Annotated in this window: 12 protein-coding genes; 8 read left to right on the forward strand and 4 right to left on the reverse strand. The window is 72.0% G+C overall.

Going from position 1 to position 14,087, the window contains the following annotated elements:
- The first annotated feature begins 208 nt into the window (after positions 1–208).
- The 5 genes from ACFW2G_RS27115 to ACFW2G_RS27135 all read left to right on the forward strand — a co-directional run bounded on the left by ACFW2G_RS27115 (position 209) and on the right by ACFW2G_RS27135 (position 7,215).
- The gene (locus tag ACFW2G_RS27115) at positions 209–850 is read left to right on the forward strand and encodes a hypothetical protein (RefSeq protein ID WP_384456102.1); all 642 of its coding nucleotides are present in this window, start codon (positions 209–211) and stop codon (positions 848–850) included.
- A 1,222-nt stretch (positions 851–2,072) separates the two neighbouring features.
- On the forward strand, positions 2,073–2,969 hold the full coding sequence (locus tag ACFW2G_RS27120; protein WP_384456099.1) for a GAF and ANTAR domain-containing protein: 897 nt from the start codon (positions 2,073–2,075) through the stop codon (positions 2,967–2,969).
- Positions 2,969–3,703: a GAF and ANTAR domain-containing protein gene (locus tag ACFW2G_RS27125; protein ID WP_384456096.1), complete on the forward strand. Its 735-nt coding sequence runs from the start codon at positions 2,969–2,971 to the stop codon at positions 3,701–3,703. The genes ACFW2G_RS27120 and ACFW2G_RS27125 overlap by 1 nt, the downstream gene beginning before the upstream one ends.
- Positions 3,704–3,887: 184 nt before the next feature.
- Positions 3,888–4,259, forward strand: coding sequence for an STAS domain-containing protein (locus ACFW2G_RS27130; protein WP_384584197.1), 372 nt, complete (start codon positions 3,888–3,890; stop codon positions 4,257–4,259).
- Between the two features lie 124 nt (positions 4,260–4,383).
- Positions 4,384–7,215 (forward strand): heavy metal translocating P-type ATPase, encoded by a 2,832-nt coding sequence (locus tag ACFW2G_RS27135; protein WP_384584200.1) that lies wholly within the window; start codon positions 4,384–4,386, stop codon positions 7,213–7,215.
- A 124-nt stretch (positions 7,216–7,339) separates the two neighbouring features.
- Here ACFW2G_RS27135 and ACFW2G_RS27140 read toward each other — a convergent pair whose 3' ends face one another.
- A complete protein-coding gene (locus tag ACFW2G_RS27140; RefSeq protein ID WP_384456086.1) occupies positions 7,340–7,900 on the reverse strand; it encodes a TetR/AcrR family transcriptional regulator in 561 nt (186 codons plus the stop codon).
- 111 nt (positions 7,901–8,011) lie between these two features.
- Between ACFW2G_RS27140 and ACFW2G_RS27145 the strand changes: the two genes are divergently transcribed.
- Both ACFW2G_RS27145 and ACFW2G_RS27150 read left to right on the forward strand, forming a co-directional pair.
- A complete protein-coding gene (locus tag ACFW2G_RS27145) occupies positions 8,012–8,452 on the forward strand; it encodes a 4-oxalocrotonate tautomerase family protein (RefSeq protein WP_384584203.1) in 441 nt (146 codons plus the stop codon).
- Positions 8,453–8,873: 421 nt separating this feature from the next.
- The gene (locus ACFW2G_RS27150) at positions 8,874–10,232 is read left to right on the forward strand and encodes a DUF2254 domain-containing protein (protein WP_384456080.1); all 1,359 of its coding nucleotides are present in this window, start codon (positions 8,874–8,876) and stop codon (positions 10,230–10,232) included.
- Positions 10,233–10,487: 255 nt separating this feature from the next.
- On the opposite strand, the gene ACFW2G_RS27155 is transcribed toward ACFW2G_RS27150, so the two are convergent.
- Both ACFW2G_RS27155 and ACFW2G_RS27160 read right to left on the reverse strand, forming a co-directional pair.
- Complete coding sequence (locus tag ACFW2G_RS27155) at positions 10,488–11,378, reverse strand: slipin family protein (protein WP_384456078.1); 891 nt, start codon at positions 11,376–11,378, stop codon at positions 10,488–10,490.
- 453 nt (positions 11,379–11,831) lie between these two features.
- Complete coding sequence (locus ACFW2G_RS27160; protein WP_384456075.1) at positions 11,832–12,431, reverse strand: CBS domain-containing protein; 600 nt, start codon at positions 12,429–12,431, stop codon at positions 11,832–11,834.
- Between the two features lie 325 nt (positions 12,432–12,756).
- On the opposite strand from ACFW2G_RS27160, the gene ACFW2G_RS27165 reads away from it, so the two are divergent.
- Positions 12,757–13,464 (forward strand): response regulator, encoded by a 708-nt coding sequence (locus tag ACFW2G_RS27165; protein WP_384584206.1) that lies wholly within the window; start codon positions 12,757–12,759, stop codon positions 13,462–13,464.
- Between the two features lie 187 nt (positions 13,465–13,651).
- On the opposite strand, the gene ACFW2G_RS27170 is transcribed toward ACFW2G_RS27165, so the two are convergent.
- Complete coding sequence (locus ACFW2G_RS27170) at positions 13,652–14,083, reverse strand: hypothetical protein (protein ID WP_037928850.1); 432 nt, start codon at positions 14,081–14,083, stop codon at positions 13,652–13,654.
- Positions 14,084–14,087 lie beyond the last annotated feature (4 nt).

The following is a 14,087-nucleotide window of genomic DNA, read 5'->3' on the forward strand; positions in this document are numbered from 1 at the left end:
GCCCGAAGAAGTCGCGGTTCCCGTCACCACACCGACCCTCGTCGGCGTGGTGACGGCGAAGAGAAGCGCTGCAGCCCAGTGTCCCGGTCGCCCCGCGTCCGTGCCGAATGAGGGCTCCCCCTGCGACGACAGCGGGTCGGGGACCGTACGGGTGAATCGGGGTGAATCGGTTTGGGCGGTGAGGGAGGCGGCTGCCAGGATCGCAAACATGATCTTCAAGCGATCCCTCGCCGCCCGGCCGACTGCACACCGTCCCCTGGGACGCGCCGCGTTCGTGGTCTCCGTCGCCGCGGCCCTGTTCTCAACGCTGGCGGTCCAGCCGGCGTCGGCGACCGACGGCGCCACCAGCGTGTGGGGCCCCACCGGCGCGCAGGACAGCTCCACGTTCAAGGTCTCCACCAGCTCGGTGCTGTGCCCGGAGGGGATGTCCGTGCAGTCCGCCGGCTACATGACCGGAGGCTTCCAGGGCTCAGCGACCGAGTCGTACCAGTTCATCCTGGCCAGCTTCCCCATCGTCCAGGACGGCCGTGTCGGGTGGCAGGTGTCCGCCGCTTACTCCACGGTGACCGCGAACATCGTCTGCGTCCCCGAGGCGAAGCCGGGCGAGCAGACCATCGTCGTGGGCCCCACGGCCAAGTGGACGGGCAGCAACCGTCCGATGTCGGTCGCCTACTGCCCGGCCGGCAGCACCGTGGCCACCGGTGGCTACCGCCTCGACAACCTCACCACCAACGGCAGCCGCATCACCGCCCACGTCCTGGCGAACGGCCCGACCCAGAGCGCCAGCGGCTGGTACACGGAGACCTACGGCTCGGACGCCACCACCGCTGCCCTCTGCACCAAGAACTGACCGCCACCCCGGCCGACACGCGACCTGGCCGGCCCGTGCACCGCACGGCACCGGTCCATCACGCGCCACACCCAGAACACGGCTCTGCCCCAGCGCAAGCCGGGGCAGACCGCCAAGCGGAGGCGTGGAGGCTCAACGCCCCCACCAGAGGTCAACGAGCACACAACCCGACTCGCTCCCCGTGAAGACCATCGGTCGGTTCAGTCCTTCGGCCGCAGTCGGAGGAACACGGCGGCGGCGCACAGCGCCTCCCCGACCCCGACCACCTCCCCCGGAGACTCCACCTCCCGGCCGACCACGGCCCCGCCGCATCCTCGACGCCACCACACCCCGGCGCGCCCCTCACTCCCGCCACGCACGCCCTCAGCGTCCACTTGGCCTCCTGCGGCTCACGACCGCTGCCCTCGGACGGGTGGTCTTCTCCACGGGCTCCGGCTACACCCCGTACGCGCTCCTCGAAGACCGGTCACACCAGCTCTTCGACCTGCGACTCCCATGTGCGGTTCCGGTCAGCCGGAGTCCTGCGTCATGGCGTGGGGCCGCGCAGCCTCACGGCCGCGGTCACCGGACTTCCCGCCGCACCCGGACCCGCGGGGCACGCGGATCCGGCGCTCCGGGCCCGGGACCGGCCGACCGGTCGCCCCCGTGCTCCACCGGAGTCCGGTGCGGCCCGCGGCGCCTCCTGATCAGCCTTCTCCCGATCCGTGCCCTGGACGGTGAGGCGGCACACCTCCTCGTCCACGGACAGCGACATCCAGAAGGTGGGAGCGGAGCCTTTTCCCCACAGGTCCCGGGCTGCCGCGTGCACGACGCTGACGAGCGCCTCAGTGTCGCCGGTTGCGAGCCCCATCGAGGTGCAGGCGGAACGGGCGAGCCTGACGGCCAGCACGACGCCGAGCCGATCGCGAGGCAGTTCTAGTTTCCAGGAGAATTCCATGCGACTCCCGCCCCTGCCTGGGTGCCGAGCAAGCCGTCCGTCCGGCTCTCCCACGTTCCTCGTACCGAAGGAGGGCTGACAGGGCCGGACGGCTCTGCGGGAGAGCCGTCCGGCCCCGTTTCCACTGCGGTACCGCGCGGCCGGATCGCGCCGCACCCGGCCGTTCGAGCCGTTCGAGCCGTTCGAGCCCGCCGGACGGGACCAACGGTCCCCTCGCTCGGGACGCCCGGCCCCTCCATCCTCCCCGCGCCCCGGGACCACGGTGGTCGCGGAGGTTGCACATCCATGAATCCACGCATCAGTCACCTGGCGGCGGGCACCGGCCCCACGTCCATCCCCACCGACCGGGACCGGGGTCGCGATTCGGACAGCCATGATCCACACGATCCGCACGCCGAGGGCGGCACCACCATGAAGGCACGCGCCGAGGAGCTCCACCGTGCGCTCACCGAACGCGCCGCTCCCGGCCTGCCGAACCTCGCCATCGTCTGTGAGCTTGCGGTCGAGGCCTGCGGGGTGGAGTCCGCGGCGATCCTCATCGGCCGCGGTCAACAACGGGGCTCCCTGCACAGCACCGACGGCGTCGCCGGCGCCATGGAGGACCTGCAGATCACACTGGGTGAAGGGCCCAGCGTCGACGCCTGGGACAGCCGGGAACCCGTGACCGCGGGCGACCTGGCGGAGCCCCGCTTCCTGGAGAGATGGCCCGGCTTCACACCGCAGGCCCACGGGGACGGCGTCTGCGGGGCCTTCGCCTTCCCCCTCCAGGTCGGGGCCATCCGCCTGGGAACGCTCTCGCTCTACCGTCGTGAGCCGGGGCACCTGATGCCCTTGCAGGTCCGTGACGCCCTGCTGCTCTGCACCGTGGCGCTCAACCAGTTGCTCTCGCTGTCCGAGGACAGCGCCTCGTCGGAGCCCGGAACCCTCGGTCTCGGAGCGGAGAGCCTTCAGGTCTACCAGGCAACCGGTATGGCCGCCTCTCAGATGCAGGTCGGCATCGAGGAGGCGTTCGCCCGGATGCGGGCCCATGCCTTCAGCGCCGGGATGTCCCTGTCGGAGGCCGCTCGACAGATGACCGCCGGCCAACTCGTCTTCGAACCGGTGAGCGACGGCAACAGTCCGCGATGCGGGCCGGCCGAAGAGCCCGGTGACGAGGTGAACGGTCAGGGAGGAACACAGTGATGGACAGGGAAGAGGCCCTGGCCTCCGCATTCGTGGAGCTGGCAGACACCCTGGTCGAGGACTTCGACATCATCGACTTCCTCAACAGACTCGCCGAGCACTGCGTGTCGCTCCTGGACGTGGAAGGCGCCGGCATCCTGCTGACCAATCCGCAGGGGGAGCTGCACCTGATCGCCGCGTCCAGCGAGAAGACGCGCCTGCTGGAACTCCTTCAGTTGCAGGGGCACCAGGGCCCCTGCGTCGCCTGCTACACGGAGGGACGCAGAGTCGACTACACGGATCCGGACCCAGCTCAGGAGGTGGCCAGCCTGCCCTGGCCACGATTCGCCAAAGCGGCACGACAGGAAGGTTTCCGCGGCGTGTGTGCCCTACCCATGCGGCACAAGGGCACCGTCATCGGCGCGCTCAACCTGTTCCTGCACGAACCCGGTCCGCTCGACGACCGGCGTGCCGCGCTCGGCCAGGCCCTCTCGGACATCGCCACGATAGGCATCCTCCAGGAACGGGCCACGAGACGCCAGGAGATCCTGGCGGACCAGCTGCAGTACGCCCTCAACAGTCGAGTGGTGATCGAACAGGCCAAGGGATTCCTCGCCCATCGGCTCGACACCAGCCTGGACGAAGCCTTCACGGCGCTCCGTGGACTGGCACGCGGGAGCAACCGCAAGCTGGTGGACATCGCCATGGAGGTGATCACGGACCCCAACAGCGTGGTCCCCGATCTCCAGCCGTGAAGCCCTCGGCCGGACGACCGGCGCACCGCATAAGTCCTATCGTCATGCTTATTTCGCGTCATCGGCGTGGCGCCGTGACACGGCACTAACATGCGCTTCAGGCCCCCCTCGGAAAGACGGGGGCCTGAACCAGGTGCCGCCCCAGACCCCGGCGGACTGAGGACACTCCACGCCCGGAGTTGTGGTGCACCTTTTCACGCTCAATCTCGCCCATCCCCACCACTATGTCGTCTCCTGCCATGGCGATGCAGACATCGTGAGCGCTCCCCTCATACGACGTGCCCTCGGCAACGCCCTCCGGCACGCCGGAAACCGTGACGTCGTGGCCGACCTCTGCGAGATCGACTTCATGGACAGCTCCGGTGCGGCCCCCCTGGTCGAGGCGGACCGGCTGCTCCACGCCAGGGGCCGCCGTCTGTGGATCGGCTGCTCGGGCGCACACGGAGCCCGCTTCCTGCACCTGCTGAAGCTGGACGGGTACTTCCCCAGGGTGCCCCCGTCGGTGGCGCTCCCGCTGTGCAACAGCGGCCTCGGCCACATCACCGGGATGGAGTAGCGGGCCCCGCACCGCCGTCGTCACCCTGCCGCATTCCGGCCGTGTCCCTCCTGCCGCGCACCAGCGCGAGGGGGCGCATGCTGAAAGAGGCCGGAAGGGACGGGCCGAAGGGAGGCGAGAGCCCATGGGCGCCCTTGACCTGGTGGTCGTCGTGGCCGCCGTCGTGGTGATCGGCGGGTTGGGCTGGTACTTCTTCGGACCCCGCCGGGCCGGAACGGCCCGGCTGGAGGACGGGGTGCAGCGGGTGGACGTGGTCGTACGGGGCGGCTACAGCCCGAACCTGATCAAGGTCCGGCAGGGCACGCCGCTGGAGCTGGTCTTCGATCGGCAGGAGTCAGGGGAGTGCACCTCCCGGGTCGTGTTCCCCGATCTCCACGTGAGCGCCGGGCTGCCCGCCCACACGCGCACCACGGTGCACCTGCGGCCCGACCGTCCAGGCTCGTTCGGCTTCGCCTGCGGCATGAACATGATCCACGGCACCCTGCTCGTCGAACCGGACGGCGACCCCGGATCGGCCTCACCGCCTCCGGACGCCGGGCGGGCCGCCACCGCATCCGCCACTGCTTCCGGCAGCCCATCCGGCGGGGCCCCGGCTTCCGCCGTGGAGCGGTCGGCGGCCGAGGCGGAGGCCGCCGACGTCGCCGAGCGGCAGGCGGAGATCGCGGACCTGACCCGTCGGGTCGCCACCGGTGCGGTGCTCACCCTTCCGGTGCTGTTCGCGGTCATGGCGCACGAGCTGTTCGGTGCCGACTGGGTACCGGGATGGCTGCTGAACCGCTGGCTCCAGCTGGCCCTGATCACCCCGGTGATGTTCTACACCGGGTGGCCGATCCACGTCACCGGCTGGCTGGCGCTGCGCCACCGCGGTGCCGACATGAACTCGCTGATCACCCTGGGCACGAGCGCCGCCTACGCCTACAGCCTCCTCGTCACCCTCGCCCCGGGACTCCTTCCGCAGGACGTGCGCGAGGTGTACTACGAGGCCGTCGGCGTCATCCTCACCCTCATCCTGCTCGGCAGACTGCTGGAGGCCCGAGCGAAGGCCGGCACGGGCGAGGCCATCCGTTCCCTCCTGGGACTCCAGGCCCGCACCGCACGCGTCGTACGGGACGGCACCGAGAGCGAAATCCCCGTCGAGGACGTGACCGTCGGCGACGAGATCGTGATCCGGCCCGGAGAGAAGATCCCCGTGGACGCCGAGGTCCTGACCGGCTCCTCCGCGATCGACGAGTCGATGGTGACGGGCGAGCCGATGCCGGTGTCCAAGCGCACCGGGGACCAGGTCATCGGGGCCACCGTCAACACCACCGGGTCCCTGCGCGTACGGGCCTCCAAGGTCGGCGCGGACACGATGCTCGCCCAGATCATCCGCCTCGTACAGGCCGCGCAGGCGTCCAAGGCGCCCATCCAGCGCCTCGCCGACGCCGTCTCGGCGTATTTCGTTCCCGCCGTCATCGCCATCGCCGTCGCCACGTTCGCCATCTGGTTCACCCTCGGGCCGCCGCCGGCCCTCACCCTGGCCCTGGTCTCGGCCGTGGCCGTGCTGATCATCGCCTGCCCGTGCGCGCTCGGGCTGGCCACCCCGCTGTCGGTGATGGTAGGCACCGGCAAGGGCGCCCAGGCCGGCATCCTCATCCGCTCCGCCGAGGCCCTGGAAACCGCCCACAAGATCGGCACCGTCGTCCTCGACAAGACCGGCACCGTCACCGCCGGAAAGCCCGTCCTCACCGACGTCCACACCGCCGACGCCACCACCGAGGACGAGCTGCTGCGGCTGGTGGCAGCAGCCGAGGAGCCGAGCGAGCACCCCCTTGCCCAGGCCATCGTCGCCGGCACCCGCGATCGCGGCGCAGCCTCGCCGGCGGCCCCCGTCTCCGGCTTCGAATCCGTCACCGGTCAAGGAGTCAGGGCGACCGTCGCCGGCCACACCGTTCTCGTGGGCTCCCCCCGCCTCCTGGCGACCGCCGGCATCGACACCGGCTCGCTGAGCGCGGAGGCGGCGCGCCTGTCGGCCGAGGGAAAGACCCCGGTGCTCGCCGGGATCGACGGCAGGCCGGCGGGGGTCCTGGCCGTCGCCGACACCGTCAAGGACGACTCCGCGGATGCCATCGCCGCCCTCCAGCGCCTCGGCATCGAAGTGGTCATGCTCACCGGCGACAACGCCCGTACCGCCGCCGCGATCGCCACCCAGGTCGGCATCGGCCGGGTGCTGGCCGAGGTGCTGCCGGAGCACAAGGCCGACGAGATCCGCCGGCTCCAGGCCGAGGGAAGCACCGTCGGCATGGTCGGCGACGGCATCAACGACGCCCCCGCGCTGGCCGCCGCCGACGTGGGCCTCGCGATCGGAACCGGCACGGACGTCGCCATCGAAGCCGCCGACGTCACCCTCATCTCCGGTTCCCTCAGCGGAGTCGTCACCGCCGTCACCCTCTCCCGCGCCACGATGCGCAACATCAAGCAGAACCTCTTCTTCGCCCTCGTCTACAACGCCGTCGGCGTCCCGCTCGCCGCCGGAGCCCTCTACCCGCTGTGGGGCATCCGCCTCAGCCCGATCATCGCCGCCGGAGCCATGGCGCTGAGCTCCCTGTCCGTCGTCACCAACGCCTCCCGCCTGCGCCGCTGGCGCCCCGCTCCCCTGCCGCACGCCGCACCGGCCCGCGTCCGGCCCCGGGTCGAGACTCCGGCCGACCGCGCTGCCGCCCTCCGCCGCCCCGACACCACGGGCCCCCACCCGCATCCTGGCGAGGAACACCCGGAGCCCGACAGCGCCGCCGCCGCACGACGGGCCGTGGACCCCGTGTGCGGCATGCGGATCGACGCGAGGGACCCGGCCGCGCCGCGCCGCCGGACCGGCACCGGCGAGTACCTCTTCTGCTCCGCCCACTGCGCGGCCGCCTTCGACGCCGACCCGAGCCGCTACGCCACCGGACACGACGGCGCACACGAGACCCGGTGAGCCCGTCTTCGCGCGCGGGCTGAGGGCGTCCGGCCCGGCTCCGGCCGCGACGGCCGGGGCAGGGGAGCCGGAAGGGACGCGCGCGACCGCCCCGACGGTGGGCGGCCCGGCGCGTGCCTGCGGCTCAGGGGGCGGCGAAGAGCGGCCGTACGGCGCGGACGGCTCGTTCGAAGGGCTCCGTACTACCGCTCGCCCGGCACAGCACCTGGGCGCCTTCGAGGAGGGCGATCAGCAGGGCGGCCTTCTCCTGCGCGTCGGCCGCCGGCAGTCCCGCCTCGCCCAGGTTCCGGACGAGCTGGTCGGTCCATGAGGTGAAGGTCTCGGCAGCGGCCCGGCACAACGCGCCGCCGTCCTCGTCCGCGGGGACGGTCACGGCGGCCACGGCGCATCCGGCACCGCGGGCCGCGGCCCGGACGACCGGCCGTGCGAACTCCACGAAGGCCAGGGCGACACCCTCCGGGTCGGCGGCGCGGAGTTCCGAGAGCCCGGCGCGCACCTCGCGGCCGTGCTGCAGGGCGGCCTCCGCCGCCAGCTCGTGCTTGCCGCGGGGGAAGTGGTGGTAGATGGCGCCCCGGGCCGCCCCGCTCTGCGCGAGCACCTCGGTGAACGACATGCCCTGCAGTCCGCGTTCGCGCAGCGCGTCCACCGCGGCGTCCACCATCCGGCTCCGGGTCTCCTTGGCCATCTCGTTCCGCCCTCCGTCACTTCCCGCTTGACTAGTACGCCCATCCTATTCCACAGTGGATCTCGCTAGGACGTACGTACTAGTTCACCGTCAATCTCGGGGAGCACACCCATGCCCATCGCCGTCATCGCACCCACCGGCGCCCTCACCCCGGCCGGAGAGCGGGAGATCATTCCGCAGCTCAGCGAGGCTCTCATCGACGTGAGTGGCCTGACCGGCAACACCTTCTTCACGCCGATGGTCGCCGGCGTGCTGCACCTACTCGACCCTCGGCACGTGTACGCAGGCGGAACCAACCGTTCCCTCGTGCTGATCGAACTGAAGCTGCCCGACATCGGCCTGGCCTCCGTCGAGACACGAGCGGCCTTCATCGAGAGGGCCACCGACATCGCGTACGGGCTCATGACGCCCGGCCACGATCGCGACGACATCCGGATCAACATCGTCAACGCCCCGGACGGAGGCTGGGGCATGGGCGGCCAGGCGTACACCGGGGAGCGCCTGGGTGAAGCCATCACCCGGGCGGCCGGCGCGGCCGGAGCCCACCCCTGACCGGCCGCCCACGCCTCGACGACACCGCCACGGGAGACGCCGAGCGGGACGAGGCGCTCACCGTCCGGTGGACCGCGCACGGTGTTCTCACCGTCCACCCGCCGCACGGCGGCAACCGGGGAAGCGGCGGTGCGGCCCGCTCCGAGTGAGCCAGTGCTCCACCGCGCCGAGAGAGGTGGCCCGGGGGCGTGGCCCGGCGCCCGGAAGGGCGGGCACGAGGCCGGATCGGGGCCCGGCCGGGGGCCGTACCCGGGGAGTCCGGCACGTCCGACCGGCCCATGGCGCCGTGTGGGCCGGCAGGGGCCCGTTGGGGGGAATTACCGGATGCGGCGGCCCCGGACCGCGGTGTGCGCGCGACCTCCGGGCGGCACCAGCCCCCAAGGTGGGACCTGCTGTCCTCATACCGGAAGGAAGACGCCCCATGGGAGCAGGTCCGCTGACCCGCGACACGCTGCGGACCCAGCTGTGGCCGTTGCCGACCCTGGGCGTCCTCCTCGCCGTCGCCGCGGGCGTGGGCCTGCCCAGGCTGGACATGCGGATCGGGCACCACGTTCCGCAGTCGCTCACGGCGTACCTGTTCGGGGGCGGCCCAGCGGCGGCACGGACCGTGCTGGAAGCGATCGCCGGCTCCCTGATCAGTGTCACGGCCCTGACGTTCTCGCTCACGGTGGTCACCCTGCAGCTGGCGAGCAGCCAGTTCTCCCCCCGTCTGCTGCGGACCTTCAATCAGGACCGCTACGTGCAGGCCACGCTCGCGCTGTTCCTCGCCACCTTCACCTATGCCCTGACCGTACTGCGCACCGTGCGCACCGAGGCCGACGGGCAACCGCCGTTCGTGCCGCAGCTTTCGGTCACGCTCGCCTTCCTCCTCACGCTGGCGAGCGTGTTCGCGCTCGTGGCCTTCCTGTCCCATCTGGCGCGCAAGATCAGGGTGGAGACCATGCTCCGCGATGTGCACGTCGCCGCCGACGACACCCTTCGCAGGCTCGTCCCCGAGGCCCGCCCGGCCATCCCCGGGGGCGCCGCCGGGGCGCCGGAAGCCCCTGGCGACGCCCGGACCGCCCTGTCCCTGTCCGCGGGGACCTCGGGCTTCCTGGCCGCCGTGGACGAGAAGGCACTCCTGGCGGCGGCGATCGAGGCGGACGCGGTCGTCCTGATCGACCGGTGCCCGGGAAGCTCACTGATCGCCGGTACCCCCGCCGGGGTCGCCTGGTCCCGTACCGGCACCCCGTTCCCTCCGGACACGCGGCGCCTCCTGATCGAGCGGACGGCCCGTGCGCTGCGCACCACGCCCGAACGCACTCCCGATCAGGACATCTCCTTCGGTCTGCGCCAGCTCACCGACGTGGCCACCCGGGCGCTGTCTCCCGGGGTCAACGATCCGACCACCGCGATCCACGCCCTCTCGCACTCCTCCGCGCTGCTGTGCGCCATGGCGCAGCGCGACCTCTCGCCCCGGCGCCTGCGCGACGACCGCGGCCGGGTCCGCGTCGTACTGCGCCGGGCGACCCTCGCCGAACTCCTCCACCTGGCCGTCGACCAGCCGCTGCACTACGGTGCGGCGGATGCCGCGGTCCTGTCCCGCGTCACCATGCTGCTGCGGGAACTGGCCTGGCACAGCGGACCCGAGCAGCGGCCCGTCGTCGCCGAGCACCTCGCGCGGCTGCGGTCCGCCATCGCCACACAGGAACTCCACCCGGGCGACAGGATCCGCCTGACAGACCTCGCCGACAGCGTCGGGCAAGCCCTGGACGGCCACTGGACCACGGCTGCGCCCTGACGTCCGTCCCGGCTCCGCTCGCAGACCGACGGGGGAACCCCGGGACGGGGCCGACGCCCGCCTCCCGGTGGCGCCGTGGCGGCTGCGTACCGCCCTATGGTGATCTCCGGTCGCGGTACCGGCCCCGCAGGTACAGGGCTGCGGTGACCAGCAGTGACACCCAGGCGAGACCTTCGCGACCGGTTCGTCCGCACGGGCACCGGCCCACCCCGGGCAGGGCCGCCCGCCCCGGTTCCCGCCCGGGGCGCCTGCTCGTCAGCTCCCCAGCGCCTCGGGTAGTCCCGCGAGAGACGGCCGGGTGTCGACCGGGGACAGGCCGTCCACCGGGCCGCCCTCGGTCCGCGGCGCCGTCCGGTGCGACGGCTGTGGAGTCCGGTCCTGGTGATGGTCCCCGGCGCGTTCGAGGAAGCGCAGGAGTTCGACGGGGAAGGGCAGGACCAGCGTGGAGTTCTTCTCGGCGGCCACGGCCACGACGGTCTGCAGGAGCCGTAGCTGGAGCGCGGCCGGCTGTTCGGACATCACCGCCGCCGCCTGGGCGAGCTTCTTGGACGCCTGGAGCTCGGCGTCCGCGTTGATCAGGCGGGAGCGCCGCTCGCGGTCGGCCTCGGCCTGCCGTGCCATGGAACGCTTCATGCCCTCGGGCAGCGAGACGTCCTTGATCTCGACCCGGTCGATGGTCACGCCCCACTCGACGGCCGGACTGTCCATCATCAGCTCCAGGCCCTGGTTGAGCTTCTCCCGGTTCGACAGCAGCTCGTCGAGGTTGGACTTGCCCAGGATCGAGCGCAGCGAGGTCTGCGCCATCTGCGAGACGGCGAACCGGTAGTCCTCCACCCGGATGATCGCGTCCACCGGGTCGACGACCTTGAAGTAGATCACCGCATCGACCCGCACGGTCACGTTGTCCCGGGTGATGCCGTCCTGGGCGGGCACCGGCATCGTGACGATCTGCATGTTCACCTTGTGCATCCGGTCGACCACGGGAACGACCATGGTGAAGCCGGGCCCGCGGACGGAACCCATCAAACGGCCGAAGCGCAGCACGACCCCCCGCTCGTACTGTCTGATCACCCGCGCCGCGGCCGCCACGTAGAGCACCGCGCCGACGCCCGCCACGACCAGAGCGGCCAGCAGCCCTTGCAGCATGACAATCACCCACAAAGATGACGTTTTACTTCTTTTTTGTATTGTTCCCCGCTCGGGCGCCGAGTAGGCCCGGGGTCGGCCGCCGCTATGTGTGGAACCGCAGGTGCCGGGGCAGCCGCCGCATGGGAGCGGGTGTGGTGGTCGGGGTCGTCGACGCCGGGGGGCTCGGGGGGCTGGTGCCGGCGGTACGGACGGCCGCTGCGGAGGCGGCGGTTCACGATGGGATCCTGCGGATCCTGCACGCGGTGGAGTGGCCGGTCCCGCCCGCCCCGGAGCTCGTACGCCGCTCGCCCGAAGCCGCTGTGGTCGTGGTGGGGCACCGGAGTACGGGAGGGTTCCCACGGCTTCCGCCGGGACCGGTCGCGCTGCGGGTCGTCGCCCATGCCGGGCGCCCCGTCCTGGCGGTCCACCCTGGCGAGGGGACCGGCTCCGGTGCAGCGGGGCGCCGGGTCGTCATGACGGCGCGGTGGTCAGCCGCGGCACGACGCCCAGCACCCCGTCCACCCGCCAGGCCGCTCGCAGCAGGGCGAAGGGATCGGTGGTGGAGCAGGGCAGCCCGTGGAGGGTGACGACGCCCTCCCGCACGTGGATCCGCAGGAGGTCGTCGGCGGACGGTGGCAGACGGGACGTGATCTCCGCCGCGACCTCGGCGCGGATCTCCTCGTCCGTCCGCAGGAAGACCCTCAGCAGGTCGCGGCGGGTGGTGATGCCGATGAGACGGTCCTCTTCGTCCACCACCGGCAGCCGGTCGACCTGCCTGCGCTCCATGACACGGGCGGCCTCGGCCACTCGCTGCTCCGGATGGACCGTCACGGCCGGCGTCGTCATCAGCTTGGCGGCCGTCACAAGGCCCGCGGCCCGGCCGGACTCGCCCGGCCTGCGGGTGAGGTCGGTGCGGGAGACCACACCCACCACCTTGTCGTCCTCGTCCACCACGGGCACGCCGCCGATCCGGTGACGGTCCATCAGCTGTTCCAGTCGCCTCGCGGACGTCCCGGCGCGGGCCGCGACGACGTCGCGGGTCATCACCTGACCCACCAGGGGTGTCTTCATCGTGAACCTCACCTCCGGCACGCTCGCCCCTTCCGGCCTTTCCGACCACCCCAGCCTGCGCCGCACCGGAATCCACCGGACAGGGGCCGACCGGCCCCGCCGCGGTGCCGGCCGTCCTCCGCGTTCCGGGACGCGGCCCCTCCGGCGCGGCGGCCCACCCGGCAACCACCCTCGAGGCGCGGGTCCGGGAGGGAACCTCCGCGGCGCTCCACCGCACCGGCGGCCGGGACAGGGCCGATCGGCCCTGTCCTTCGGCCTCTTGTGGAAGGCACCATGGGCAGCGTTCGCGCGTGTGCCGGACGGAACCATGCCAAGGAGAGAATCCATGCCCCCCAGCGGCACCCCTTCCCCCGCGCAGACGCCCATCAGCGTCTTCCTCCTCGACGACCACGAGGTGGTGCGCCGGGGTGTGCACGACCTGTTGGACGCCGAGCCCGACGTGACCGTGGTCGGTGAGGCGTCCACGGCCGAGCAGGCGTTGGTCCGCATCCCCGCGCTGCGCCCCCAGGTCGCGATCCTGGACGTGCGGCTCCAGGACGGCGACGGGGTCAGCGTGTGCCGGGAGTTGCGCTCGCGGATGCCGGACCTCGCGTGCTTGATGCTCACCTCGTTCGACGACGAGGAAGCACTGCTGGACGCCGTCATGGCCGGCGCGTCCGGCTACGTTCTGAAGCAGATCTCCGGCACCGACCTGGTCAACGCCGTACACACGGTCGCCGCGGGCCAGTCGATGCTCGACCCCGGGGCCACCACCCGGCTGATGGCGAGGATGCGCGGCGAGGTCCCCCCGGAGGAGGCGGCACCCGGCCTGCCCGGATTCACCGACCGGGAGAAGGAGATCCTGGTCCTGGTCAGTGAAGGGCTCACCAACAAGGAGATCGGACAGCGGCTCTACCTGGCCGAGAAGACCGTCAAGAACATCATCTCCCGGCTGTTCACCAAGCTGGGCGTCGAACGCCGAGTCCAGGCCGCGGTGATCGCCAGCCACGCGCTCACCCCGCCCCGTCAGCATCCCGTGCAGGCGACCGAATAGGAACAGAACCGGTTCCCCCGACTGCGGGATGGGCCCGGCTCGTTCCGGTGGCGGCCTCGACAGCGCCGCTGCCGGAACGAGCCGGGCCCATACACGTGTCCATGACAACCCTGGTGCCGGACCGGGGACACTCGGCACCGCGGAAGGGCGGTGGTCCGTGCCACGGTCCGTCCTCCCCGCCGGGTCTTCACCAGCGGGCGAGGAACGTCGCGACCGCCGTTCCCGGTATGAGGGTGAACCCGGCCACGGCCCAGGCCGTAACGGCGCGCCGCGGCAGGGCGCCGGTACGCGCGGGAGGCGGGTGACCCAGCGCCGACCAGCGTCCGGCCTCCTCCCGCTGCTCCGCGCCGTGCTGGACGCGGCCCTGGACGGCCAGGGCGCAGGAGGCGGCCGTTCCGGCCACCGCCGCGAGAGCGACGAGCCCCCGGGGCGCTGCCGCCAGGAGCAGCAGCGTGACGAATGCGGCGGTCCCCCAGCCCGTGAGGCAGGCCGTGGCGGCCAGCCTGCGGGACACCGGGCGGTCGGCGCCCGCGCGTATGTCGGTGATCGCGGGGACGTACCAGACACTGCCGGACACACAGAGGACCGCGACACCGAGTGCCGTCAGCACGTGGGACATGGGC

This window comes from Streptomyces sp. NPDC058880, assembly GCF_042742535.1.
In the GTDB taxonomy this organism is placed as follows: domain Bacteria; phylum Actinomycetota; class Actinomycetes; order Streptomycetales; family Streptomycetaceae; genus Streptomyces.